This window comes from Sinomicrobium endophyticum, from assembly GCF_052983315.1.
Genome location: NZ_JBRKIS010000025.1, coordinates 239,994 through 262,995, shown reverse-complemented (window position 1 = coordinate 262,995; position 23,002 = coordinate 239,994). Strand labels below are relative to the sequence as shown.

Here is a 23,002-nt window from a genome sequence, read left to right as displayed (position 1 = left end):
CCGGAGTTTATTAACGGGTTGTTTGTATCTTCAATGGGAAGCGGCTTTGGAGATTTTTTCTTCGGAAACGGATACGGAACTGCTGTTGGGATTGTCCAGTTGGAACACCTTTTTGATCAGTTCCAGGCTTTCGTCTGCAGAAGAATTGTTTTCCTTCAGGTGATTGGCAAAATGCGTAGTTATCTTTTGTATGATACGGTTGCCTATGATTTCCGCCTGCTCATCATTAAAACCGTTTATTTTTTTGCGTTGAAAGTCTAATTCCGCATCTTTAAGGGATTTCAGCTTCTTTTTAAGCGCTTTTATAGTGGGGGCAAATTTTCTTGTGCCAAGCCATTCCGTAAATTCATCTTTTACTTCATCAATAATGACCTCGGCCCGGGGTACAAAAGATTTTCTGCGCTCCAGGGTCTTATCGGTCATCTGCGAAAGGTGGTCCAGGTGTACCAGGGTTACATGACTTATGTCTGCTATGCTGCTGTCTACATTTTTAGGAACGGAAAGGTCCAGGATCAGCATTTCTTTTCCGTTGGGGATAAGATCAGCGGAAACGGTGGGGGACTCTGCCCCGGTAGCAACGATAAGGACATCACATTTTTCGATTTCCGAAGAAAGTTCGGAAAGATCTTTGACCGAGAGGTTGAATTTCCCGGCTATTTTTTCGGCTTTGCCTTTTGTGCGGTTTATAAGCGTTATATGGTCGTTACCTGTATGTTTTATCAGGTTTTCACAAGTGTTACGGCCTATTTTTCCGGTTCCGAAGAGCAGTATGTTCTTTTCGGATACGTTTTTTACATGGTTGAGGATGTATTGCACGGATGCAAAAGAAACGGAAGTTGCCCCGGAAGACAGATCGGTCTCATTTTTAATGCGTTTGCTGGCCTGAATAACGGAATTGCATAAACGTTCGAGGAATGCGTTGGCGGTTCCGTGTTTACGGGAAAGGACAAAACTCTTTTTTATCTGTGCTATGATTTCGAAGTCACCCAGTATTTGGCTGTCCAGTCCGGTACCTACACGGTACATATGGGTAATGGCGTCATTGCCTTTACAGACGTAAGCAACCTGCTGGAATTCTTCCACGCTGCCGTTGGAATTGTCGCAGAGCAATTTGATAAGCTGAAAGGGATGCTGTGCAAAACCGTATATTTCCGTACGGTTACAGGTAGAAATAACCAGAACCTCGTCCAGGTCTTCTTCCTTGGCTTGTTGAAGTAAAACGGTTTTTTTCTCTTCGTTCAAACTGAATTTACCCCTGATTTCCGCATCTGCCTTTTTGTAGCTCAGTCCTACAACGTAAAAATATTTTCCCCGGTTAAGGTTGTAATTTTCCATTAGGTAATTTCTAAAATCGAGACAAAAGTAAAATACCTCCGTATAAAAAAATAACGCTCAAAGAACTTTTTATGCCGCTTTAGGAAATTTTTGTCCTTTTGGGCGACTTTATGCCCCAAATACCTTAAATTTGTAGTAATATCAACGGTTTAAAAAACATCAGTTTAGAATAATTCTAAATAAAAAACACGAATTAAGCCATGGTTATAGAAGATAAAAATATCGCTATAAGTTCTGCTGATGAGATACAGCTCGAAGAAGGATTTTCCGTCTTAAAGCTTCAAAATGAAGAAAGTGCCGATCAGCATATTATCCGGGAAATAGATTGTAGTTTTATTCAGTTTCATTTTTGCCTTCGGGGCAGTTCCAGGTTCAATTTTAACGGAGGACGGTATCACCTGCAGGTAGAAGAAGAACAGTCTCTGCTACTGTACAATCCGCAGCGAGATCTTCCCATAGATCTGGAAATGGGGCCTAAAGCACAGCTTGTTTCCTTACTGATCTCCATTAAAAAGTTTCATTCCCTCTTTTCGCATGAAGCGGACTATATACATTTTTTGAGTGAAGATAACCGGGATAAAAAATATTATAACAATGAAGAAATATCCCCGGCAATGATGGTGGTGCTCAACCAGATGACACATTATAATTTGCACGATTCGGTAAAACGGCTTTATCTCAAAGGAAAAGCCTACGAGCTTATGAGCCTGTATTTTAATAAACCGGAAGATGCGGATATAGAACAATGCCCTTTCCTGGTAGATGAAGAAAATGTGGCCAGGATCCGCAGGGCAAAAGACATTATTATAGCCAATATGGCCGAGCCGCCCGGACTGGAAAGCCTGGCCAATGAAGTGGGACTCAATCTCAAAAAGCTGAAAACCGGTTTTAAGCAGATATACGGAGACTCTGTCTATAGCTTCCTTTTTGACTACAAAATGGAGTATGCCCGTAAAATGCTCGAAGGAGGCGCACACAACGTCAATGAAGTGGGCTTTAAGATCGGGTATAGCACAGCGAGTCATTTTATCGCCGCTTTTAAGAAAAAATACGGTACTACACCCAAAAAATACCTGATGTCACTTAACGGGTAGAACGCGTACAATGTTTTCCTTTTGTTTTTATGACGAGTTCTCTTAAAACAGTAATGAAACCGGGATGATTAAAACAATCTTTAAAGCGCAAACACGCATGAAAGAAGTTATATCCGGGTTGGAATACCGGCTGGTAAAGGGGAAGGAGTTCCTTAATTTTGGTTGCGGATCAACAGGCAGATATTACGGGTAATAAAAGGGCAGGAAGTAAAGGCGATGGACAGACAGATACTTCTGAGTAATGGCAAAACTGTGGATTTCCGCTTTCTTATACAGGATTATACCAGCCATATGGAGCGCCATTTAAAACAGATAATGCGTTAAAAAAACGGAAGCCGGTCATATAATCCGTAACTAATCACTAAATTTGGGATTCTTTAGGAAGAAAAAACTCCGTTTGCGCTTCGCGCGTAACGCACTAGAAACACGTAATCAGAAAAATTTGGAATGAAACTAACCCCCACGCTCCTGGCGGCACTTTTCTCCGTAATGGCTTTCGGGCTTTATGCGCAGAAACAACAAAATGTGCTTGTTTTTACCAAAACCGAAGGATTCCGGCATGAATCCATAGAAGTCGGTGCGGCACTTATAGAAAAACTCGGACAGGAAAATCATTTTAACGTGACACATTCCGAAGATGCTTCCCTTTTTAATAAAGACACACTGTCTCATTACAACGTTGTTATGTTTTTAAATACCTCGGGAGATATCCTCAATGAAGATCAGCAAAGGGCTTTTGAATTCTTTATGGAGAAAGGAGGCGGTTTCGTTGGTGTACATGCCGCTTCCGATACCGAGTTTGACTGGCCCTGGTATGGTATGCTGGTAGGAGCGTATTTTGATAACCATCCGGAAATTCAGGAAGCGAAAATACAGGTAAAAATGCCGAGCCACTCCACCTGCTCGCACCTCGGTGAAACCTGGACCCGTACGGATGAATGGTACAACTTCAAAAATATCAGTCCGAATATAAAGGTATTGCTCAATCTGGATGAGTCTTCGTACGAAGGCGGAACCAACGGGCCTTCACATCCGATAGCCTGGTACCAGGAATTTGCCGGTGGCCGTTCGTTCTATACCGGTGGAGGGCACACTATAGAATCTTATAGTGAAGAAGCTTTTGTCGAACACCTTCTGGAAGGTATCAAATATTGCCTGTACCGTTAACCGCATTATAGGATTCCGTACTTCTGTAAGAGAGCTGTTTTAGTAGCTTTCGGTAAAGGATAGTGGGCTTTCTGTTGTTGTAAAGTTCGGAGAGAGGGTTTGTTGCAGTGGAATTTAAAAGGAACACCCCCTTTCGGAAATCACCATAAATTCTGGTTATGCGGCATTGACAAAAAAAACCGAAACCTTCCTTTTAAACCTCAAATAATGCCTATTTTTATCCGAAAATCAGAGCAAGAAGATGAAAGGTGTTTTATTGGTCAATCTCGGTTCGCCGGACAGCACGGAAGTAGAAGATGTAAAGAAATATCTGGACGAGTTCCTGATGGATGAAAGGGTAATTGATGTTCCCTGGATTTTGAGGGCCTTTATCGTAAAAGGTATAATTTTAAGAACACGGCCCAAAAACTCGGCCGAAGCTTATAAAAGAATCTGGTGGGACGAAGGGTCGCCTCTTATAGTCCTTTCCGGAAGATTACGGGAAAAGGTAGAGGAGCTGGTATCTGTTCCTGTGGCCCTGGCAATGCGATACGGAAAACCGTCTCTGCAGGCCGGTCTGGACGAATTATACAGGAAGGGAGTAACAGAAGTATTGCTCATACCACTATACCCGCAGTTTGCCATGGCTACTACCGAAACCATATTGGTTCTGGCCGAAAAACTCCGGAGGAAATATTTTCCGGAGATGAGTTTCACTACCCTGCCCGCTTTTTACAATCACCCGGATTATGTCCGCGTATTATCGGTTTCCATAGAAGAAGCGCTTCGGGGTAAAGAATGGGAACACCTCCTGTTTTCCTATCACGGGGTTCCCGAAAGGCATATCCGGAAATCCGATATCACCAAGTCTCATTGTAAGATCGATGGGAGGTGTTGTAATACACCTTCTCCGGCACACCAGTTTTGCTACAGGCACCAGTGCTATGAGACCACAAAACAGGTGGCCTCTTATCTCGGTCTGAAAGAAGGTACTTATTCTACTTCATTTCAATCGCGTTTAGGGAAGGATCCGTGGTTACAGCCGTTTACAGATAAAACCGTTGCCGGGTTTGCGGAAAACGGTACCAAAAAAATGGCCATCGTTACCCCGGCCTTTGTTTCCGACTGCCTGGAAACCCTGGAAGAAATAGGGATGGAAGCAAAGGAGGATTTCCTGGAAAAGGGAGGCGAAGAATTTCACGTAGTTCCCTGTATAAATGATAGGGATGACTGGGTGAAAGTGCTTGCACGCTGGATGGATGAATGGGCGAACCAGGGAGAAGAAATGATAGCCGTAAAGAAATAAATACAAGGTTAGTACATGACAAATTTGTTTTATGCAGATTTATCGGTAAATCAGTTTGACCCTAACCCTAAAGCCTGCCGGCAGGCAGGGGAACCTGATTTTCCTCTCCCGATATTTATCGGGATCACCCTTTAGGGATGGGGTAAAAATCCCGAAAGCTTTCGGGAGAGGAAAATCCATCCAAATCGAATTTTGTCATGTACTAAAAAGAACAAGTTTAAAATATTTTTTGTCCTGCTGCGACAACATTAAAAGGCGTAGTATGGTAGTATAATTTTCGGATGCCAACCCATTGTTTGGCAATCATTACCCCGAAAGTTCCGCTTTTACCTTTCGTATCGGTCAGGATACGTGTGGCGGGTTTTCGGGATTTGACATTTAAAAGATTATGGCGAATATTTCATCAAAAGACCTGGGAGATCAACCTATAGGCAAATTACTGATACAACAGGCGGTGCCTGCGTCTATAGGTATATTGGTTATGTCTCTGAATATACTCATAGACACCATATTCGTAGGTAACTGGATAGGATCTATAGCCATTGCCGCCATAAACGTAGTGTTGCCCGTATCTTTTTTTATTGCGGCACTGGGTATGGCCATAGGTATAGGCGGGGCTTCCATTATATCCAGGTCTCTCGGCGCTGACAATCCGCAGAAAGCACTCTATACTTTTGGCAACCAGATAACCATGACGCTTATAGTTACCCTTGCCTTTGTAGCGGGCGGACTCACCTTTGTAGATTCCATAGTGTCGAGTTTCGGAGGTAAAGGAGATATTTTCGACCCCGCCAGGGTCTATTATGTTATAGTGTTATACGGGGTTCCCATACTTGCCTTGTGTATGATGGGAAACAATGTGATCCGTGCGGAAGGCAAGCCCAAATTCGGGATGGTGGCCATGATGATCCCGTCCATTGGCAACCTGCTTCTCGATTATATTTTTATCAACCTGCTGGATTATGGCATGTATGGTGCCGCATGGGCCACTACAGGATCCTATTTTCTTTGTTTTGCCTACATCCTCTGGTTTTTCCGTTCCGGGAATTCCGAGTTGAAGATCGGCTGGAAGCACCTGGCCCTGCGTATGGATATAGTGAAAGAGATAGGGGCGCTGGGTTTTGTAACCCTGGCCAGGCAGGCCGTAGTGAGTATCACCTACCTGTTCGTAAATAACATACTCTACCACCTGGGAGGAGAAGCCTCGGTTACCGTATACGCCATAATCGGGAGGATGCTCATGTTTGCCCTTTTCCCGGTACTGGGTGTAACGCAGGGTTTTTTGCCAATTGCCGGGTTTAATTACGGTGCGGGGAAGTATTCCCGCGTTATAGAAAGTATTAACATAGCCATTAAATATGCGGCTTTGCTTGCCCTGTTGGTCTTTGCTTTTATCATGTTGTTTCCCGATACCATAGTCCGGGTATTTACCACAGATGCGGATGTAGTGAACAATACCCCTCATGCCATGCGCTGGGTTTTTGCCGCAACCCCTGTTATAGCCATACAACTCATAGGTGCAGCCTATTTTCAGGCGGTTGGAAAAGCGGTCCCCGCATTGCTTCTCACTCTTACACGGCAGGGCTTTTTCTTCATCCCTCTTATTCTTGTCCTCCCCCGTTTTTATGGCGAGTTAGGAGTATGGATATCTTTTCCGATAGCAGATCTCCTGTCTACATTGGTAACCGGATTTTATCTGAACAAAGAGATCAGGCAGAAGTTAAAACCGGCTATTTCGACGGAAAGCGAATAATATTCCTGAAAATTCCGTTCGGGGTAATATGTCCGGAGTACCGATATTATTCCTAAATTTATCAGGACAAATCAGGTAAGAATGACAGATTATTATAATTACATCAAATCATTGCATCTTATATTTGTAATCACCTGGTTTGCGGGATTGTTTTACATTCCCCGCCTGTTTGTCTACCAGGTAGAAGCCTTCCGGAAACCATCTCCGGAAAAGGAAATACTCGGAAAACAACTGAAGATAATGGCCAGGAGATTGTGGTATATTATCACCTGGCCCTCAGCCGTACTTGCGGTAATATTTGCAGTGTGGCTGCTTTTTTTATATCCGTCCTGGTTAAAAATGGGATGGATGCATGTAAAGCTTTTTTTTGTGTTTTTACTCATTGTATATCACCTGAAAACACACCAGATATTCAAACAGTTGCAAAACGACGAGGCGGGAAAATACTCATCCGGCTTTATGCGTATCTGGAATGAGGGGGCTACTATCCTGCTCTTCGCTATTGTATTTTTGGTTATTCTGAAAAACAGTATAAACTGGATTTTCGGAGTGCTGGGTATTATAGTACTGGGAATTTTACTTATGTTGGGGATGCGTTTGTATAAACGCATACGCGAAAGGAATCCGGATGCCTGAGAAAATATGGCTCAAAGTTTGTTGTAGTATCCGGGTTTGCAAACCGGAACAATGTAAAATTTAATTCGTACCGTTGGATAAAAGAATATCATTAAGGCTTCGTATTTTCGTTACCATGATCCTGTTGGTACTCGTGGCTTTTGTGCTTATTGCAGGGGTTACGATTTTACAGTACAAACAGCAATCCGAAGAATATCACCGGGAACGCATGGAACGCAAAGAAGACCAGGTGATCGCCAGTATCAACTATACGCTCGAAACCACGACCTGGCCTGCGACAACGGAAAACCTGAAATATATCTTCAGGAATGAGATCTACACCATTTCCGATGTGCAGAATGTATCCTTTAATATATACGACCTGGAAGGAAATCTTATTACCAGTTCCAAACCTTATTCCGAAGAAAATTCGGCCATGTTGCAGATCAACGATTCCATATTGAATTACATAGCCATGAGCCCCTTTAAGAGGTATGTGGAAAAACATATGGCTGCCGGGGACCGGTATCGCTCCTCCTATTCGTATATTACGGATATGCGGTTCAAGCCGATCGGTATACTCAATATCCCCTATTTTGAGGACGATTCGTTCAACAACCGGGAGCTCCGTTCCTTTTTGTTCCGCCTTGGAGGGGTGTATATATTTATTCTGATCATAGCCATTTTCCTGGCCTATTTTATATCCAAATATATTACCAGGTCTCTGAAGACCATTAGTGACAAGCTGCAGGAAACCAAATTCAGCTCGGGGATTGCCAATAAGAGAATTGTGCTGGATCATGCCAGCGAGGAAATATACAACCTGGTCAATGCTTATAACAGTATGGTGGATGCCCTGGAAGACAGCGCTATAAAACTGGCCAGGAGTGAAAGAGAACAAGCCTGGAGAGAAATGGCCCGGCAGGTGGCTCACGAGATCAAAAATCCACTTACCCCCATGCGGTTGAGTGTACAGAGTTTCCAAAGAAAATTTGATCCCTCCGATCCGGATATGGAGAAGAAACTCCACGAATTTTCCAGGACGCTGATCCAGCAGATAGATACGATGAGCAGTATAGCTTCCGCCTTTTCCAATTTTGCGAGTATGCCCGCTCAGCAAAACGAAACGCTGAATGTGGTGGAGGTAGTAAGATTGGCTCTCGATATTTTTACCGAAGATTATATCGTGTTTATTACCCACGAAGAAGAAGTTGTAGCCAAACTGGACCGTACACAACTCATAAGAGTCATCACCAACCTGGTGAAAAACGCCATACAGTCCATATCCGAAGACAAAGAGCCGAAAATAGTAGTGTCCGTATTTTCGGAAGGGCCCAAAGTAAAGATAACGGTTGCGGATAACGGTTGCGGAATTATGGAAGAGAACACCGATAAGATATTCGAACCCAAATTTACTACCAAAACCAGTGGTATGGGGCTTGGACTGGGAATGGTAAAGAATATTGTGGAAAACTATAAAGGAAGTATTAACTTTACATCACAATCCGGCCGGGGAACTGTTTTTACCATTGTTTTTCCCAAGGAACAGCCGGAAGAAGAACCCGAAAACTAGAGTTATGGAGGAATACGAAAATATTTACGTAGAAGAAGATAACGGTATTGCTTTTATTACGATAGACCGCCCTGCAAAGCTCAATGCCTTGAACAGGAAAACCATAGAAGAATTGCACGATGCGTTTATGGAAAACGATGAAGATCCGGAAATAAAGGTAATCATCCTTACCGGAAGCGGGGAAAAAGCTTTTGTCGCAGGAGCGGATATCTCCGAATTTGCCGGCTTTTCCGTGAAAGAAGGTGCAGCCCTGGCGGCAAAAGGGCAGGAACTGCTTTTCGATTTTATAGAAAACCTATCTACTCCTGTTATTGCTGCCGTAAACGGTTTTGCACTTGGCGGCGGACTGGAACTTGCCATGGCGTGCCATTTCCGGGTTGCGTCGCACAATGCCAAAATGGGATTGCCGGAAGTATCACTCGGGGTGATTCCCGGTTATGGCGGAACGCAAAGGTTACCGCAACTGGTGGGTAAGGGCAAAGCTATGGAGATGATAATGACCGCCGGAATGATCAATGCCGAAGAAGCAAAAAGTTACGGCCTGGTCAATCACGTAGCCGTGCAGGAAGAGCTACTCGATTATTGCGAAAATATAGCCCGCAAGATTAGTAAAAATTCCGGAGTAGCTATCACAGCGGCAATACAGGCCATAAATGCCGGGTATAAAGATGGAGTAGACGGGTATCAGGCCGAAATACAGGCCTTCGGAAGTTGTTTCGGTACCGGGGATTTTAAAGAAGGTACCACTGCTTTCCTGGAAAAGAGAAAAGCGGAATTTCCGGGGAAATAAACAGCTCCTTTTTTTATTAACGACGCATTTTATTCCCGGAAAACAATCTCTTCTCTGTGTATGAATAAGGGGCGGACCGATTGCGGTCTCTGCGCACACGGCCCGACCCGGTTTTACCGAATATACTCTAAAAATTCCCCGGATTAAACCGGGATGTGGTAAATATTCTTATTTGTGCAGTTCCAGCAGCCGGGCTACATATTTTCCTACCACATCAAATTCCAGGTTAACCACAGTGCCTAATTTGTAATTCCTGAAATTTGTATGTTCGTAAGTATAAGGAATAATGGCTACGCTAAAAAAATCAACTCCGGAATCTACAACGGTAAGGCTGGTGCCGTCAATGGTTATGGAGCCTTTTTCAATAGTGATATTGCTGGAAGACGCGTCGTAGGTAAAGGTAAAAGACCAGCTTCCGTTCGCGTTTTTTATATCGGAGCACACTGCCGTTTGGTCTACATGTCCCTGAACAATATGTCCGTCCAGCCTGTCTCCCAGTTTCATGGCGCGTTCCAGGTTTACGGTGTCCCCTTTTTTCAGGTTCCCCAGCGAAGATCGCTCCAGGGTTTCCTTTATAGCAGTTACGGTATATTCGTCCCCATTCAGGGCAACTATAGTGAGGCATACGCCATTATGCGAAACACTTTGGTCTATTTTTAACTCAGAAGTGATACTGCTTTTAACAGAAATGTGCAAATTGTCCTTCTCCGGAACAAGATTTGTTACCGTTCCGAGTTCTTCGATGATTCCTGTGAACATTCTTTCGTATTTATTGGTTAATTTTGCTATGTAAAAGTAAGGAATATAAAAACGATCCTGGATTATTGCTTTTATAAAATTTACTTTAGTGCATGACAAAAACTGAATTTTGATAATTCCCCGATTTCTCCCTTTAGGGTTGGGGGCAAATCCCGAAAGCTTTCGGGAGAGGGAAATCCTACGGAATTGAATTTTGTGATGTACTAAGAAAAAAATTACATAAATATTGCACATGAAAACAAAGAACAATATACGGGTAGGGATTTCTATCGGAGACATTAACGGTATAGGCGGGGAGATTATCCTGAAAGCTTTTGAAGACAGCCGTATGCTGGAGTTTTGCACTCCGGTGATATTTGCGTCCAATAAAGTCATCGCTTTTCAGAAAAAACATTTCGGACTCGAAGTCAGTTACAATGGCGTACAGGAAGCTTCCCAGGCAGTAGAGGGCAAGCTGAATATTGTGAACATATCGAAAAATGCTCCCAAAATAGAATTCGGACAAGAAACGGAAGAAGCGGGGAAGTATGCTTTTCTGTCGCTGAAATCTGCGGTGGAAGCACTAAAGAACGATGAGGTGGATGTTTTGGTGACTGCCCCGATAAACAAGCATAACATACAGTCCGAAGAATTCCAATTCCCCGGACATACCGATTACCTGGCAAAAGAGCTGAACGGAGAAGCCCTTATGTTTATGGTGACCGAAGAACTGAAAGTAGGGCTTATGACCGATCATATCGCCGTAAAAGACGTTAGCGAAAATATCACCAGGAACCTTATTCTGAAAAAAACGGGAAAAATATACGATTCGCTTGTACGCGATTTCCGTGTGCGTAAACCTAAAATTGCCATATTGGGTATTAATCCGCACAGCGGGGATAACGGGGTGATAGGGACAGAAGACGAAACGGTGCTCAAACCTGTGGTAAAGGAGCTTTTTGAAAAAGGCGTCATGGCTTTTGGCCCTTACTCAGCCGACAGCTTTTTCGGTTCGGACGGTTACAAGAAATTCGATGCTGTGCTGGCGGCCTATCACGACCAGGGGCTCATTCCTTTTAAAACACTGTCTTTCGGAAGAGGGGTCAACTACACGGCCGGGCTCAGTAAAGTGAGAACTTCGCCCGATCACGGAACGGCCTACGAAATTGCCGGTAAAGGAGTAGCAGATTACCAGTCGTTTAAAGAGGCGGTTTTTACAGCCATCCGGATATACAAAAACAGGGAAGAGTATGAAGAGCTGACTTCCAATCCGCTGAAAAAGGGATCGATGAGTAATAGGTAGCGACCGTCTGCTTTACTCGCTAAGTGAGATTTAAATACTCCGCCCCGATAGGTCGGGATGCCCCGGGGTAGTTGACTTGCGGAAACGTTTAAAAGTGTTAATGAGGACATTTTAAAGTTGTTTTCCGTTTTGTTTCCGTATTTTTGATTGTACACAGTATAGTAAATCCGGTGAAAGCCGGACTGAAAAATGTCGTTTTTCCGTTATCTTTTTGTCTCCGTACATGGTTGCGATAAAAAAGGAATGGAAAAAATAAAGATAGTAAGTTGGTCATTAATAAAAATTTATATCTTTGCACACCCGTTCCGATACCGGAAGGTCAGGAATGGGATGCGAAGATAACTGAGGTTTAAGATGAAGAAGTTCAAGGAGTTCGATATCCCGTTTGTGGGGTTGAAGCAAGGAGAACACCGGTTTGATTATCGTATTGATAATTTGTTCTTTGAAGGGTTTGACTACGCCGATTTTAACGATGCGTCGTTAAAAGCAGATGTGGTCTTACACAAAAAAAGTAATATACTGGAGTTGGATTTTGCCGTACGAGGTACGGTAAACGTAAATTGTGATCTCTCCAATGAGCCTTTCGATCAGGAAATAGAAGGGGCGCTTAACCTTATAGTTAAGTTCGGGGAAGAATACAACGATGAAAATGAGGAAATACTCATTTTACCGCACGGAGAATACCAGGTAAATGTGGCACAGTATATTTATGAGATGACCGTGCTTTCCGTACCGGCAAAAAAAGTGCATCCGGGTATAAAGGACGGAAGCCTCGATTCGGAAATTGTACGGAAACTCACGGAGTTACAACCGGGAACAGAAAAAGACGAAGACGATGAAACAGATCCGAGGTGGGATACGCTGAGGAAGCTGTTAACCGATAAATAAAGAAAGCAAAATTTAAAATAGACGAAAATGGCACATCCTAAAAGAAGACAGTCTAGTACGAGAAGAGATAAAAGAAGAACGCATTACAAGGCGACTGCTCCTCAAATTGCCGTAGATTCTACTACAGGTGAGGCTCACCTTTATCACAGGGCTCACTGGCATGAAGGAAAATTGTACTACAGAGGTAAGGTGTTGATCGACAATTCTACCGAAGAAGTAGCGTAGTAATTACGGTCCCAAAAAGCAAAACTCTCACGTTGTGGGGGTTTTTTTTATGATGAAATATTTTTCTAAATAGTAAAAACCAACTATTTTGCACCGATATTCAAAGAAAATTAATAATTTCACATGGCGGAAATCCCGTAAGACACAGGGACATGCATGTATGATTTTGCGGAAAACGGTGTGATTTATTTGGTTTGATAATAGAAATTAAGACGGAAGAATACCAAAACTGAATGGCGTACTGCTCCGGAACGGATAAGAAGGGCTTGATGGGAAGGTGTTTTGTGTTAATTTTTTTCGGTTTTGCAGTTTTGGTATAAACGAAATTAGACTATGAGTAGAAAAACAGCAGCAATAACCGCTGTAGGAGCATACGTTCCGGATTTTGTGTTATCTAACCAGATGTTGGAAACCATGGTAGAGACCAATGACGAGTGGATAACCACACGAACGGGGATCAAGGAAAGACGTATTCTCAAAGACAAAGACAAGGGAACCTCATATCTTGCCATTAAAGCTGCAGAGGACCTTATTAAAAAGGCAAAAATCAACCCGGAAGAAATAGATCTTTTAATTATGGCTACGGCTACGCCCGACCTCCTGGTGGCATCCACAGGGGCGTATGTGGCAACAGCGATCGGGGCGGTTAATGCCTTTTCTTACGATTTGCAGGCTGCCTGTTCCAGTTTTCTTTTCGGAATGTCTACGGCGGCGAGTTATATCGAATCCGGGAGATATAAAAAGATATTACTTATCGGGGCAGACAAAATGTCTTCCATTATTGATTATACGGACCGTACCACCTGTATCATATTCGGGGATGGTGGCGGAGCCGTTCTTTTTGAGCCCAATGAAGAAGGACTTGGACTCCAGGACGAGTACCTCAGGTCTGACGGACAGGGAAGGGCTTTCCTGAATATGAAAGCCGGGGGGTCACTTTGCCCTGCGACGGAAGAAACGGTAAAGAATAAACAGCATTACGTTCACCAGGACGGAAAGACCGTGTTTAAATTTGCAGTGTCTAACATGGCCGATGTTGCGGAAAAGATCATGGAAAAGAATGACCTTTCCAAAGAAGACGTACAATGGCTGGTACCGCACCAGGCCAATAAGAGGATCATTGATGCTACGGCCGGGCGGATTGGCCTGGATGAAGATAGGGTGATGATTAACATTCAGAAGTACGGAAATACTACATCCGCAACACTTCCCTTACTGTTAAATGATTACGAGAATCAATTGAAAAAAGGAGATAACCTTATATTTGCCGCCTTTGGAGGTGGGTTTACCTGGGGAGCCATTTACCTTAAATGGGCATATGATCCCAGGGATTACTAAGTGATTCGTCCCGTTACGGGAAGTGATAACGGACTTAAAAAACTAACAAAACGAATAATCATGGATCTAAAGGAAATTCAAAATCTGATCAAGTTTGTTGCCAAGTCGGGTGCCAGTGAAGTAAAACTGGAGATGGATGACGTTAAGATTACCATCAAGACTGGTACGGAAGGAAGCACATCAGAAACTACGTATATACAGCAAGTTCCGGTAGCCCCTACCGTTCCGCAACAACCGGTGCAACAGCAGGGTCAGGAACAGGCTGCTCCTGTTAAGCCGGCCGAATCGGCCCCGGCGGAAAACGATAAATACCTTACTATAAAATCTCCGATTATCGGAACTTTTTATCGAAAGCCTTCTCCGGACAAACCGTTATTTGTTGAAGTCGGAAGCACGATTAAGCAGGGAGATGTACTGTGTGTCATCGAAGCCATGAAACTATTTAATGAAATAGAATCGGAGGTTTCCGGAAAGATTGTGAAAGTCCTGGTAGACGATTCTTCACCGGTAGAATTTGATCAACCCCTTTTCCTTGTTGATCCATCATAAGAAATTTTAAATTTCAACAGATGTTTAAAAAAATACTGATAGCAAACAGAGGGGAGATAGCACTTCGTGTTATTCGAACATGTAAGGAAATGGGGATAAAAACGGTAGCGGTGTACTCCACTGCCGATGCCGATAGCCTGCACGTCCGTTTTGCCGATGAAGCAGTTTGCATAGGCCCTCCCCCGAGTAATTTGTCCTACCTGAAGATGTCCAACATCATTGCAGCTGCAGAGATTACCAATGCAGATGCCATTCATCCCGGATACGGATTCCTTTCCGAAAATGCCAAGTTTTCCAAAATATGTGCAGAGCACGATATAAAATTTATCGGGGCATCTTCTGACATGATCGAAAAAATGGGAGACAAGGCCACTGCCAAAGCTACTATGAAAGAGGCGGGAGTACCTACGGTCCCCGGTTCTGACGGGCTCGTGGAGTCTTACAAGCATGCGGAAAAACTGGCTAAGGACATGGGATACCCCGTAATGTTGAAGGCTACTGCAGGTGGAGGAGGTAAAGGAATGCGTGCGGTGTGGAAAGAAGAGGATCTGAAAAAGGCGTTGGAAAGCGCCCAGCAGGAGGCCGCTGCAGCATTCGGAAATGACGGTATGTACATGGAAAAGCTCATCGAAGAACCCAGGCATATCGAAATCCAGATCGTGGGAGACGCATACGGTAAAGCATGCCACCTTTCCGAAAGGGACTGCTCCGTACAACGACGTCACCAGAAACTTACCGAAGAGACTCCTTCTCCTTTTATGACGGACGAACTCCGCGATAAAATGGGAAAAGCGGCGGTAAAAGCAGCAGAATATATAAAGTACGAAGGTGCCGGTACGGTAGAATTTCTAGTGGATAAACACCGGAATTTCTACTTTATGGAGATGAATACCCGTATCCAGGTAGAGCATCCCATCACCGAGCAGGTTATAGATTATGACCTGATCCGTGAGCAGATACTGGTTGCAGCGGGAGTGCCGATCTCCGGTAAAAATTATATACCCAAACTGCATTCCATAGAATGCCGTATCAACGCGGAAGATCCTTATAATGATTTCCGCCCTTCCCCGGGAAGGATCACTACGTTACACGCTCCCGGAGGGCATGGTGTACGACTGGACACTCACGTGTACAGTGGTTATGTCATCCCACCGAATTACGACTCCATGATCGCAAAGCTAATTACTACGGCTCAGACGAGGGATGAAGCTATAAACAAAATGAAACGCGCCCTGGACGAATTCGTTATCGAAGGGATAAAAACAACGATACCTTTCCATAGGCAGTTAATGGATCACCCGGATTATATAGCCGGAAACTACACTACCAAGTTTATGGAAGACTTTACGATGAAACCTGTGGAGGAAGAGTAAGTCTTACTTCACCTTACAGGTTCTGTCCTGAAGATTTATATTATAAACATACATACGTTAAAGGCCTGAAAAGTGATTTTCAGGCTTTTTTACGGGGTAATATCACTGCATACGAATGCAGCGTTACCGGGAGAGTCTCATATTTCATATTTCTCCAGGATATCCTCCAACCTTTTTTGCAGGATTTTTATGTCCGTTTTCCCCGCATTGTACTTTTCCAGCTCCTGGTAGATCTCCATGCACTTATTTATTTCGTGCTTAATCTCGTCGGGGAGTTTTTCCAGTTCCTTTTTGTGTTTCTCAATCATAATCGTAGTGCCGTAATTTTTAATACATAATCATACACGGGTGAAAAAGAAAGCATAGCGTCTTTTTCATTTCGTTACATTGTTAATTTGGTATTATGAAAGCATCACAATATATCTCCGGTTCCCTTTTTTGTGCAAAAGGAACAAAGATCTGCGAAGCTGGCGGGGTAGTAAATTACTTCTCGAAAGGGCAATAACGGTAAGTTAAAGAACCAAAGTAATTATTTGTGTCTGGAATTCAGGATTTTGTCTGTCACAAAAATATATTTTTTATACTATAAAACAAACCAATATCAATAATGTATGGTTAAAAAAGGAAGAATTTCAGAATGCGGGGGGATAAATACTGTTCCGGATCGGGGTTGCGTGCCGTAGTCTGCTGTCAGGAAGCACTGTTTAAAAAGGCCACAACAGCGGAATGGCAATAGTGGCGATGATAAAGAAAATGAGATTGAGAGGGGCTCCTACCTTGATAAAATCCGCGAATTTGTATTGTCCCGGTCCGTAGATCAGGGTGTTGGTCTGGTATCCCACAGGGGTCATAAAACTCGCAGATGCGGCATAGGCAATAGCCATAAGCAGGGGTATGGCGCTGGCATCCATGGCGTTTGCTGCAGAGATGGCAATGGGAACCATAACCACAGCAGTGGCATTGTTGGACATGGCTTCTGTAAGCAGGGAAGTGAGCAGGTAAAAAGCGGCAACTATGGCGTAAGGGCCGAATGGGCCCGATACGGAAAGCATATAATCGGCGAGCAGTTTGGCCGCTCCGGTCCTTTCCAGGGCAACACCGAGGCTTATGGCCCCTGCCAGCAAAAAGATCACTTTCCAGTCCACAGCCTTGTAGGCATCGTCCAGGTCTATACATCCGGAGAGTACCAGCAATATACAGCCTACGATTGCTCCTGTCATAATAGGTAATATACCCAAAGAAGCAGTGGTAACCACGGCAGCAATAATAGACAGGACTATCAGCGTTTTGTTTTTTCTGTATTCCGGGGTGTCCACTTCGGTGACAAACACAAAATTGGGATTTCTTTTTAGCTGGTCTATACGGGTTTCCCTGGCGCCGATAAGCAGGGTGTCCCCGGATCGCAATACGATGTTTCCGAGTTTTTCGTGTACCAGTCCGCCCATGTGGCGGATAGCGAGGGTGGTTGCCCCGAAACGGTTCCTGAACCTGATCTTTTTGAGCGTTGTCCCTATAAGTATGGAGTTCGGTGCAATGACCGCTTCCAGCAGAACAATGTCCTCCGGCTTAAAATCCTCGGCCATAAAAGCCTTATCGGTCCTGAGTTCCACATCCTTACTGTCCTGTAGTTCCCTGATCTTTTCCACGTCACATCTCACTCTCAGTATGTCTCCTTCCCGCAGTACAGTACCGGGGCCCGGGATGGAGTATACTCTTTTATCCCGGTACAGGGCAATAATGTCAATATCCATGTCTTTAACCAGGGGGGAGTCCAGTATGGTCTTTCCGACAGAGCTGGAGCTTTCCGTAAGAACGATCTCCGTGAGGTAGTTCCGCATTTCATACCTTTTGGTAAGGTCTGTTTCCGGAACCCTGTCGGGAATGAGCCTGATCCCGGCAAACAGCATATACAACATGCCGCATATAAAGAAGACGATCCCCAGCGGGGCAAAATCAAACATACGGAAAGGAGTTATTCCATAGCCCTCCGCAATAGAGCTTACCAGTATGTTGGTAGAAGTGCCGATGAGGGTGCAGAGGCCTCCGAACATGGATGCGAACGACAGGGGCATCAGCAGTTTGGAAGGGCTTATCCCGGAGTCTTTGGCTGCCCCTATGATTATGGGCATGAATACGGCTACCACGGGGGTGTTGTTGATAAACGCCGATATAATCCCCGCACACAACATAATGGCAGTTGCGGCCAGGTAGAAATTTTTGTGAATGAGTTTTGCAAGCAGGCTTCCCAGGAAATTGATAGACCCCGTTTTGGCCAGTGCCGCGCTTATAACAAACATGGCGGCCACTGTCACCGTAGCAGTATTGCTGAACCCGGAAACCGCCTCTTCGGTCGTGAGTAGCTGCACTGGCAGCAAGATATCGCAAATCAGTAGCAGGCCCACGACAAGCAGGGCTACAAGGTCTACGCGTATTTTTTCAGTGGCAAACAGCACCACTGCGAGGATAAGGATACCGAGTACAACAGCGATCTCAAGAGTCATAACGGCTCAGGTATTTCGTGGCATAATTTCCGATGGGCGCTTTTAACTATAAAACAAGAATTGTGTTAGCTTTTCATCCAGACTAATATAGTTAAACTTTTTTACTCTGTATGATGCCGGCGGAAAAATATCAGGGTAAACGCATTCTATAAGAGAGGAATAGTAATCCGTAAGCAGTAACCGTGTTACAGTTCGGGGTTGAGGAGTCCCGATATATACCGGGATGGAGTTGGAGGTATTGTTTCTTTGTTATATGCAGGTTTCAGGTTTTAATAATCCATAGAAAAATATTGCTTTGGGGTGGAGAGGTTTACGGCCGTGTTTTTTGGTTTCTGTGGAGCTTTTTTATAAAGAGGCAGGTGTTTTTGTGTTATGGGTATATTATGATCTTGCTGTTCTGGTCGAAATATTTTTCGAGTTTGGTAGGCAGATTATCCATGATGTTCTGGTGGGAGACCGCTCCTTTTCTGGCGGATATGAGTATAAAAAGATCGTGCCGCTTTAGTTTTCCTGAAAGTACGAAAAAATCTTCCCAGTTATCCATAGTGTCGAAGTGAGATTCGGAATTTATCCGGTTTGCCTTTTTGTGTTTGCTGATGGCTTCCTGTGTTTCCTTGTTACAGTTATAAACAACAGGTATGCTCAGTTCTTGTGCCAGTTTGGATATTTTGTTGACCCACAGTGTAAAGCCTTTTTCCAGTTCGGTAAAAGGAGGTGCGGTGACAAATATTCTCTGATGTTCCATCAGGGGAGTTTTAAAGTCACAAATAAAAATGGTTTTATCGCTATAGGATAAAATGTGCTCCATTTTTTCCCCGATAAGCTTCTGGATGAATCCTTTTCGTCTCGGCCATCCCAGCAATATGATATTTGCCATGGTTTCCCTGGCTGTTCTTGCAATTCCGCTGGAAGCGTTGTAATCTATCGTGGCAATGACTTCGGTATCTGTTTCCGATGCTGTGGCATCGCGGGTAAAGCTTTCCAGTTTAGTCTTTGCTTTGTTGATATTTTTTTCGGCTTCCTGGTTGTTGGGTACCACGGTGAGGATAGATATGGGGTAAACAGATTTTTTGTCTTTGACCAATGTGGCGAATTCCAGGGCTTTTTCCATGTTTTGCGTATTGGCGATGGGCATCAGTATATGTTCGTCATACAAAGGGGTGTCTTCGGTGTCCCGGTATTCTTCTTCGGAGGTGGTAATAATCTTTTTCGCGGCTTTTTCGGTAGCAAAAGAGGCAATGATGCAGGTTATAAGAATGAGAATGATGGTGCCGTTAAGGATGTTTTCGTCGAGAATTTCCGCTTTGTAGCCTACGAGAATAACGGCCAGGGTAGCGGCGGCATGTGCGCTGCTGAGGCCAAAGATCAATTGTCTTTGCCCTTTGGAATATTTGAATGCCAATTGGGTAAAAAAGGAAGCCAGCCACTTGCCCAGAAGGGCAACTACCGAGAGTGTGCCTGCGACAATGAGTGCCATAGGACCTTTGAGGATGACACTGACGTCAACCAGCATGCCTACGCTTATAAGGAAAAACGGGATAAAAAGAGAATTTCCTATAAATTCTATACGGTTCATTAAGGCGGAAGAATGCGGAATCAGGCGATTGAGGGCGAGCCCGGCCATAAAAGCACCTATAATGGGCTCTACGCCTGCAACTTCGGCAAGGAATGCTGCGGTGAAGACGACAAACAGGACAAAGATGTAATGCGAATGCTTTTCATTTTCAAGTTTACGGAAGAACCACCGGGCTATTTTCGGGATAATGAAAAACATGATAAAGAGGAAAATGGTCAGGGATATACCCAACCGTAACCAGAAATCGCCGGTAAGCCCTCCTGCTTCTGATCCCATAATTACGGCAAGGATGATTAATACGGCCGTATCGGTCAGAATGGTCCCTCCCACCGTTATGGCTACCGCCTGGTTTTTGGATACTCCCAGTTTGCTCACTATGGGATAGGTGACCAGGGTGTGCGTGGCAAACATACTGGCGGTCAGGAAGCTGGCGTTGAAATTATACCCCAGTAAATAATAGCATACCGGAAAGCCTACACTTAAGGGGATGATAAACGTAAAAAACCCGAACAAGAGGCTCTTGTTCCTGTTGGCCTTAAATTCATTCATGTCCAGTTCCAGTCCGGCTATGAACATAATATAAAGAAGGCCTATGGTAGAAAACAGGTCTACTGCCGAATTTTTAGCCAGCAGATTAAGTCCGTGCGGACCTATGAGCACGCCGGACAATATCAACACGATAATTCCCGGAATGTTAAGCCTTTTCAGGAGGATGGGGGAAATGAGTATAATGAGGAGAATGAGGGTGAAAGCCAGTACCGGGTTTGCCAGCGGCAACTCAAATTCATGTATCAGGTGTTCGAAAAAAGTATCCATGAGATATAATTAAGTGATCGTACCGGGGAAAACCGGGGTTTTCTTCTTTTTAGAATATACTTTTTTAGTACATGCCAAAATTAGATTTTAGCACTATTTGTCGGAAAATCAGTTTTACCCTAGCCCTAAAGCCTGCCGGCAGGCAGGGGAACCCGATTTTCCTCGTCCCGATATTTATCGGGATCTCCCTTTAGGGCCGGGGTCAAATCCCGAAAGCTTTCGGGAGAGGAAAATCCACCCAGATCGAATTTTGTCATATACTAAGATATATTTTATTACGCCATGGGCTGGATTATTTGATATAATGAACTTTATATCCCGGTTCTAGGATTGCTCCGTAATGGTATATGTACAATTTGCCCTCTCCGTCCTCATAGAAAACGGGAAGTATATCTTCTTCGTCTCCGGATAGTTGTTTCAGGAAGTTCCTGGAAGATATGTTTTCGGATATTTCAACGCTGATTTCCTGGAAATCTTTGTTCTCCAGCTTATAGTCCCATTTATAAGGATCGGTTTTTTTGGCGAAAATGGTGGAGGCACCGATGGGTTCGAGTAATTCTACATTGGCCCCTTCGGAAGAAGGGGTAATAGAGACATATATATTGGGGATGCCTATGCCCTCGCTGGCGAGTTGCGCGGCGAGTACATTAATCTCACTGTTATTGGTAAGGCTAACAAAAGTACCGGCCTGATGTCCATCGGCTTCAATGATGATCTCTTCTTTTAAAGCATTTCCCTGAATACATTTGAGACCGAGGTTATTGGCGCGGATACAGTTGTCGATATTGGAGTCTATAAGCGATACCGGTGCGGTTTCGGAAAGTTTTTTAGCAATATACATAGATAGCGGGCCGGCACCTATGATAAGAACACCCTTTTTTTCGGAAGAAGACAGCACCAGTTCGCCTCTTTCCCGTAACCATTTTGTGGTCCATGTCAGGAGAACGGGGACGGTAGCGGTTGTAAAGATGGCCATAAAGACCAGGATAGAGAATATTTCGTTGTCTATAAATCCCATATTCAGCGCAATACCGGCAATGACAATTTCTACTGCTCCCCTGCCGTTCATTCCGGTTCCCACGGTTATTCCTTCCCGCCATCCGTTGCCGCTGGGCAGGTAGAAAAGCGCTGTTCCGAAAACTTTTCCTAAAACGGCAACGGCAAGGATAACCAACAGCAAAGTCAGGTTGTTCTGAAAAACGTCAAAAGTGACATGGTAACCTGCTGTTACAAAAAAAACAGGGGCCAGGAAACCTATGGAAATATCATGAAACACTTTATTGAGGTCTTTGGAAAGCCTTCGGTCGAAGATACTGTCTCTCAAAAACAACCCGGCTATGAATGCCCCGAGGATGGAGTGCAGCCCGGCGATCTCGGCGAGTTCCGAAAACCCTATGGCAATGATCAGCATAATGGTAAAATACAGGGTACGGTTTGTAAAACCTGCTTTTTCCATTTGTTTTCCCAGGAAGGGAAGTACATATATTCCGAGTAATCCCGTAGCTGCAAAGAAAAGAAGGGCTTTTCCGGTAACGGCGAGTATTTCCAGGAACTCTATACTGCCTGCATCGGCAAAACTTATAATTCCCGCAAAAATGATAAGAGCGAGTGTGTCGGATATAAGTGCCCCGGCCATGAGTACATGGGCAATACGGGTGTTGAGTAGTTTGAGGTCTACGAGTATTCGCGATTTTGTAGCCAGGGAAGTTACACCTACGGCGATGGCTACAAAGAGGGCCCCCATTTTGGTGCCGTCAAATGCAAGAACGGCATAATATCCCAGGACAAAGGGAACGATAAACCCGCCCAGGGCAGCCAGTAATCCGGCACGGGACGCTTTGCCCAGTTCGCGGAAATCAATTTCCATACCTATGTAGAGCATCATCAGGAGTACACCCATTTCGGCAAGTATGGCAGTGGCTTCGGAAGGAGCGAGAACTCCCAGCAATGCGGGGCCAAATACAATACCGGCTATCAATTCTCCCAGAATGGACGGATAGCCAAGACGTGTAGCCAGAGAACCTCCCGTCCATGCTACAACCAAAACTAAAAATAAATTCAACAGTTCTAACTCCATAGTGAT

General features: G+C 44.3%; 20 protein-coding genes. 13 read left to right on the top strand and 7 right to left on the bottom strand.

The annotated features are described in order from the left end of the window. Positions 1 to 30: 30 nt before the first annotated feature. The gene (gene hemA / locus ACVBDU_RS09805; RefSeq protein ID WP_447179568.1) at positions 31 to 1,335 is read right to left on the bottom strand and encodes a glutamyl-tRNA reductase; all 1,305 of its coding nucleotides are present in this window, start codon (positions 1,333 to 1,335) and stop codon (positions 31 to 33) included. Positions 1,336 to 1,535: 200 nt separating this feature from the next. Between hemA and ACVBDU_RS09800 the strand changes: the two genes are divergently transcribed. The 7 genes from ACVBDU_RS09800 (at position 1,536) to ACVBDU_RS09770 (ending at position 9,612) form a co-directional block, all read left to right on the top strand. Next, positions 1,536 to 2,429 (top strand): AraC family transcriptional regulator, encoded by an 894-nt coding sequence (locus tag ACVBDU_RS09800; RefSeq protein ID WP_447179567.1) that lies wholly within the window; start codon positions 1,536 to 1,538, stop codon positions 2,427 to 2,429. A gap of 447 nt (positions 2,430 to 2,876) precedes the next feature. Continuing rightward, entirely contained in the window at positions 2,877 to 3,596 is a 720-nt protein-coding gene (locus tag ACVBDU_RS09795; protein WP_447179566.1) for a ThuA domain-containing protein, read from the top strand. Positions 3,597 to 3,837: 241 nt separating this feature from the next. Continuing rightward, positions 3,838 to 4,881 (top strand): ferrochelatase, encoded by a 1,044-nt coding sequence (gene hemH, locus ACVBDU_RS09790; protein ID WP_447179565.1) that lies wholly within the window; start codon positions 3,838 to 3,840, stop codon positions 4,879 to 4,881. A 388-nt stretch (positions 4,882 to 5,269) separates the two neighbouring features. Then, entirely contained in the window at positions 5,270 to 6,634 is a 1,365-nt protein-coding gene (locus ACVBDU_RS09785; RefSeq protein WP_447179564.1) for an MATE family efflux transporter, read from the top strand. Between the two features lie 81 nt (positions 6,635 to 6,715). Further along, complete coding sequence (locus tag ACVBDU_RS09780) at positions 6,716 to 7,270, top strand: CopD family protein (RefSeq protein ID WP_447179563.1); 555 nt, start codon at positions 6,716 to 6,718, stop codon at positions 7,268 to 7,270. A gap of 115 nt (positions 7,271 to 7,385) precedes the next feature. Continuing rightward, on the top strand, positions 7,386 to 8,822 hold the full coding sequence (locus ACVBDU_RS09775; RefSeq protein WP_447179785.1) for a sensor histidine kinase: 1,437 nt from the start codon (positions 7,386 to 7,388) through the stop codon (positions 8,820 to 8,822). A 4-nt stretch (positions 8,823 to 8,826) separates the two neighbouring features. Next, complete coding sequence (locus ACVBDU_RS09770) at positions 8,827 to 9,612, top strand: enoyl-CoA hydratase/isomerase family protein (RefSeq protein WP_447179562.1); 786 nt, start codon at positions 8,827 to 8,829, stop codon at positions 9,610 to 9,612. A gap of 168 nt (positions 9,613 to 9,780) precedes the next feature. On the opposite strand, the gene ACVBDU_RS09765 is transcribed toward ACVBDU_RS09770, so the two are convergent. After that, entirely contained in the window at positions 9,781 to 10,371 is a 591-nt protein-coding gene (locus ACVBDU_RS09765; protein WP_447179561.1) for a riboflavin synthase, read from the bottom strand. 232 nt (positions 10,372 to 10,603) lie between these two features. Here ACVBDU_RS09765 and pdxA point away from each other — a divergent pair, with 232 nt between their 5' ends. From pdxA to accC, 6 genes are all read left to right on the top strand, one after another. After that, complete coding sequence (pdxA, locus tag ACVBDU_RS09760) at positions 10,604 to 11,653, top strand: 4-hydroxythreonine-4-phosphate dehydrogenase PdxA (protein WP_447179560.1); 1,050 nt, start codon at positions 10,604 to 10,606, stop codon at positions 11,651 to 11,653. Between the two features lie 354 nt (positions 11,654 to 12,007). Further along, positions 12,008 to 12,541: a YceD family protein gene (locus tag ACVBDU_RS09755; protein WP_447179559.1), complete on the top strand. Its 534-nt coding sequence runs from the start codon at positions 12,008 to 12,010 to the stop codon at positions 12,539 to 12,541. A gap of 27 nt (positions 12,542 to 12,568) precedes the next feature. Then, the gene (gene rpmF / locus ACVBDU_RS09750; protein WP_072316231.1) at positions 12,569 to 12,766 is read left to right on the top strand and encodes a 50S ribosomal protein L32; all 198 of its coding nucleotides are present in this window, start codon (positions 12,569 to 12,571) and stop codon (positions 12,764 to 12,766) included. A 333-nt stretch (positions 12,767 to 13,099) separates the two neighbouring features. Continuing rightward, positions 13,100 to 14,104, top strand: coding sequence for a beta-ketoacyl-ACP synthase III (locus ACVBDU_RS09745; protein ID WP_447179558.1), 1,005 nt, complete (start codon positions 13,100 to 13,102; stop codon positions 14,102 to 14,104). A gap of 60 nt (positions 14,105 to 14,164) precedes the next feature. Then, on the top strand, positions 14,165 to 14,653 hold the full coding sequence (gene accB / locus ACVBDU_RS09740) for an acetyl-CoA carboxylase biotin carboxyl carrier protein (RefSeq protein ID WP_447179557.1): 489 nt from the start codon (positions 14,165 to 14,167) through the stop codon (positions 14,651 to 14,653). Positions 14,654 to 14,673: 20 nt separating this feature from the next. Then, positions 14,674 to 16,026, top strand: coding sequence for an acetyl-CoA carboxylase biotin carboxylase subunit (gene accC, locus ACVBDU_RS09735; protein ID WP_447179556.1), 1,353 nt, complete (start codon positions 14,674 to 14,676; stop codon positions 16,024 to 16,026). Positions 16,027 to 16,163: 137 nt separating this feature from the next. Here accC and ACVBDU_RS09730 read toward each other — a convergent pair whose 3' ends face one another. The 5 genes from ACVBDU_RS09730 to ACVBDU_RS09710 all read right to left on the bottom strand — a co-directional run bounded on the left by ACVBDU_RS09730 (position 16,164) and on the right by ACVBDU_RS09710 (position 22,996). Then, on the bottom strand, positions 16,164 to 16,334 hold the full coding sequence (locus tag ACVBDU_RS09730) for a hypothetical protein (RefSeq protein ID WP_447179555.1): 171 nt from the start codon (positions 16,332 to 16,334) through the stop codon (positions 16,164 to 16,166). Positions 16,335 to 16,730: 396 nt separating this feature from the next. After that, entirely contained in the window at positions 16,731 to 18,527 is a 1,797-nt protein-coding gene (locus tag ACVBDU_RS09725; protein WP_447179554.1) for a sodium:proton antiporter, read from the bottom strand. A 370-nt stretch (positions 18,528 to 18,897) separates the two neighbouring features. Beyond that, on the bottom strand, positions 18,898 to 20,919 hold the full coding sequence (locus ACVBDU_RS09720) for a cation:proton antiporter (RefSeq protein ID WP_447179553.1): 2,022 nt from the start codon (positions 20,917 to 20,919) through the stop codon (positions 18,898 to 18,900). A gap of 125 nt (positions 20,920 to 21,044) precedes the next feature. Continuing rightward, a complete protein-coding gene (locus tag ACVBDU_RS09715; RefSeq protein WP_447179552.1) occupies positions 21,045 to 21,176 on the bottom strand; it encodes a hypothetical protein in 132 nt (43 codons plus the stop codon). A gap of 35 nt (positions 21,177 to 21,211) precedes the next feature. Next, positions 21,212 to 22,996 (bottom strand): monovalent cation:proton antiporter family protein, encoded by a 1,785-nt coding sequence (locus tag ACVBDU_RS09710; RefSeq protein WP_447179551.1) that lies wholly within the window; start codon positions 22,994 to 22,996, stop codon positions 21,212 to 21,214. Positions 22,997 to 23,002 lie beyond the last annotated feature (6 nt).

What these genes read in the sequence shown, in the direction of transcription:
- accB (WP_447179557.1), top strand. Translation starts at nt 14,165, where the DNA reads ATGGATCTAAAGGAAATTCAAAATCTGATCAAGTTTGTTGCCAAGTCG.
- ACVBDU_RS09745 (WP_447179558.1), top strand. Translation starts at nt 13,100, where the DNA reads ATGAGTAGAAAAACAGCAGCAATAACCGCTGTAGGAGCATACGTTCCG.
- ACVBDU_RS09720 (WP_447179553.1), bottom strand. Translation starts at nt 20,919, where the DNA reads ATGGATACTTTTTTCGAACACCTGATACATGAATTTGAGTTGCCGCTG.
- accC (WP_447179556.1), top strand. Translation starts at nt 14,674, where the DNA reads ATGTTTAAAAAAATACTGATAGCAAACAGAGGGGAGATAGCACTTCGT.
- hemA (WP_447179568.1), bottom strand. Translation starts at nt 1,335, where the DNA reads ATGGAAAATTACAACCTTAACCGGGGAAAATATTTTTACGTTGTAGGA.
- ACVBDU_RS09785 (WP_447179564.1), top strand. Translation starts at nt 5,270, where the DNA reads ATGGCGAATATTTCATCAAAAGACCTGGGAGATCAACCTATAGGCAAA.
- ACVBDU_RS09715 (WP_447179552.1), bottom strand. Translation starts at nt 21,176, where the DNA reads ATGACAAAATTCGATCTGGGTGGATTTTCCTCTCCCGAAAGCTTTCGG.
- ACVBDU_RS09775 (WP_447179785.1), top strand. Translation starts at nt 7,386, where the DNA reads ATGATCCTGTTGGTACTCGTGGCTTTTGTGCTTATTGCAGGGGTTACG.
- hemH (WP_447179565.1), top strand. Translation starts at nt 3,838, where the DNA reads ATGAAAGGTGTTTTATTGGTCAATCTCGGTTCGCCGGACAGCACGGAA.
- ACVBDU_RS09770 (WP_447179562.1), top strand. Translation starts at nt 8,827, where the DNA reads ATGGAGGAATACGAAAATATTTACGTAGAAGAAGATAACGGTATTGCT.
- ACVBDU_RS09765 (WP_447179561.1), bottom strand. Translation starts at nt 10,371, where the DNA reads ATGTTCACAGGAATCATCGAAGAACTCGGAACGGTAACAAATCTTGTT.
- rpmF (WP_072316231.1), top strand. Translation starts at nt 12,569, where the DNA reads ATGGCACATCCTAAAAGAAGACAGTCTAGTACGAGAAGAGATAAAAGA.
- pdxA (WP_447179560.1), top strand. Translation starts at nt 10,604, where the DNA reads ATGAAAACAAAGAACAATATACGGGTAGGGATTTCTATCGGAGACATT.
- ACVBDU_RS09800 (WP_447179567.1), top strand. Translation starts at nt 1,536, where the DNA reads ATGGTTATAGAAGATAAAAATATCGCTATAAGTTCTGCTGATGAGATA.
- ACVBDU_RS09755 (WP_447179559.1), top strand. Translation starts at nt 12,008, where the DNA reads ATGAAGAAGTTCAAGGAGTTCGATATCCCGTTTGTGGGGTTGAAGCAA.
- ACVBDU_RS09725 (WP_447179554.1), bottom strand. Translation starts at nt 18,527, where the DNA reads ATGACTCTTGAGATCGCTGTTGTACTCGGTATCCTTATCCTCGCAGTG.
- ACVBDU_RS09730 (WP_447179555.1), bottom strand. Translation starts at nt 16,334, where the DNA reads ATGATTGAGAAACACAAAAAGGAACTGGAAAAACTCCCCGACGAGATT.
- ACVBDU_RS09780 (WP_447179563.1), top strand. Translation starts at nt 6,716, where the DNA reads ATGACAGATTATTATAATTACATCAAATCATTGCATCTTATATTTGTA.
- ACVBDU_RS09795 (WP_447179566.1), top strand. Translation starts at nt 2,877, where the DNA reads ATGAAACTAACCCCCACGCTCCTGGCGGCACTTTTCTCCGTAATGGCT.
- ACVBDU_RS09710 (WP_447179551.1), bottom strand. Translation starts at nt 22,996, where the DNA reads ATGGAGTTAGAACTGTTGAATTTATTTTTAGTTTTGGTTGTAGCATGG.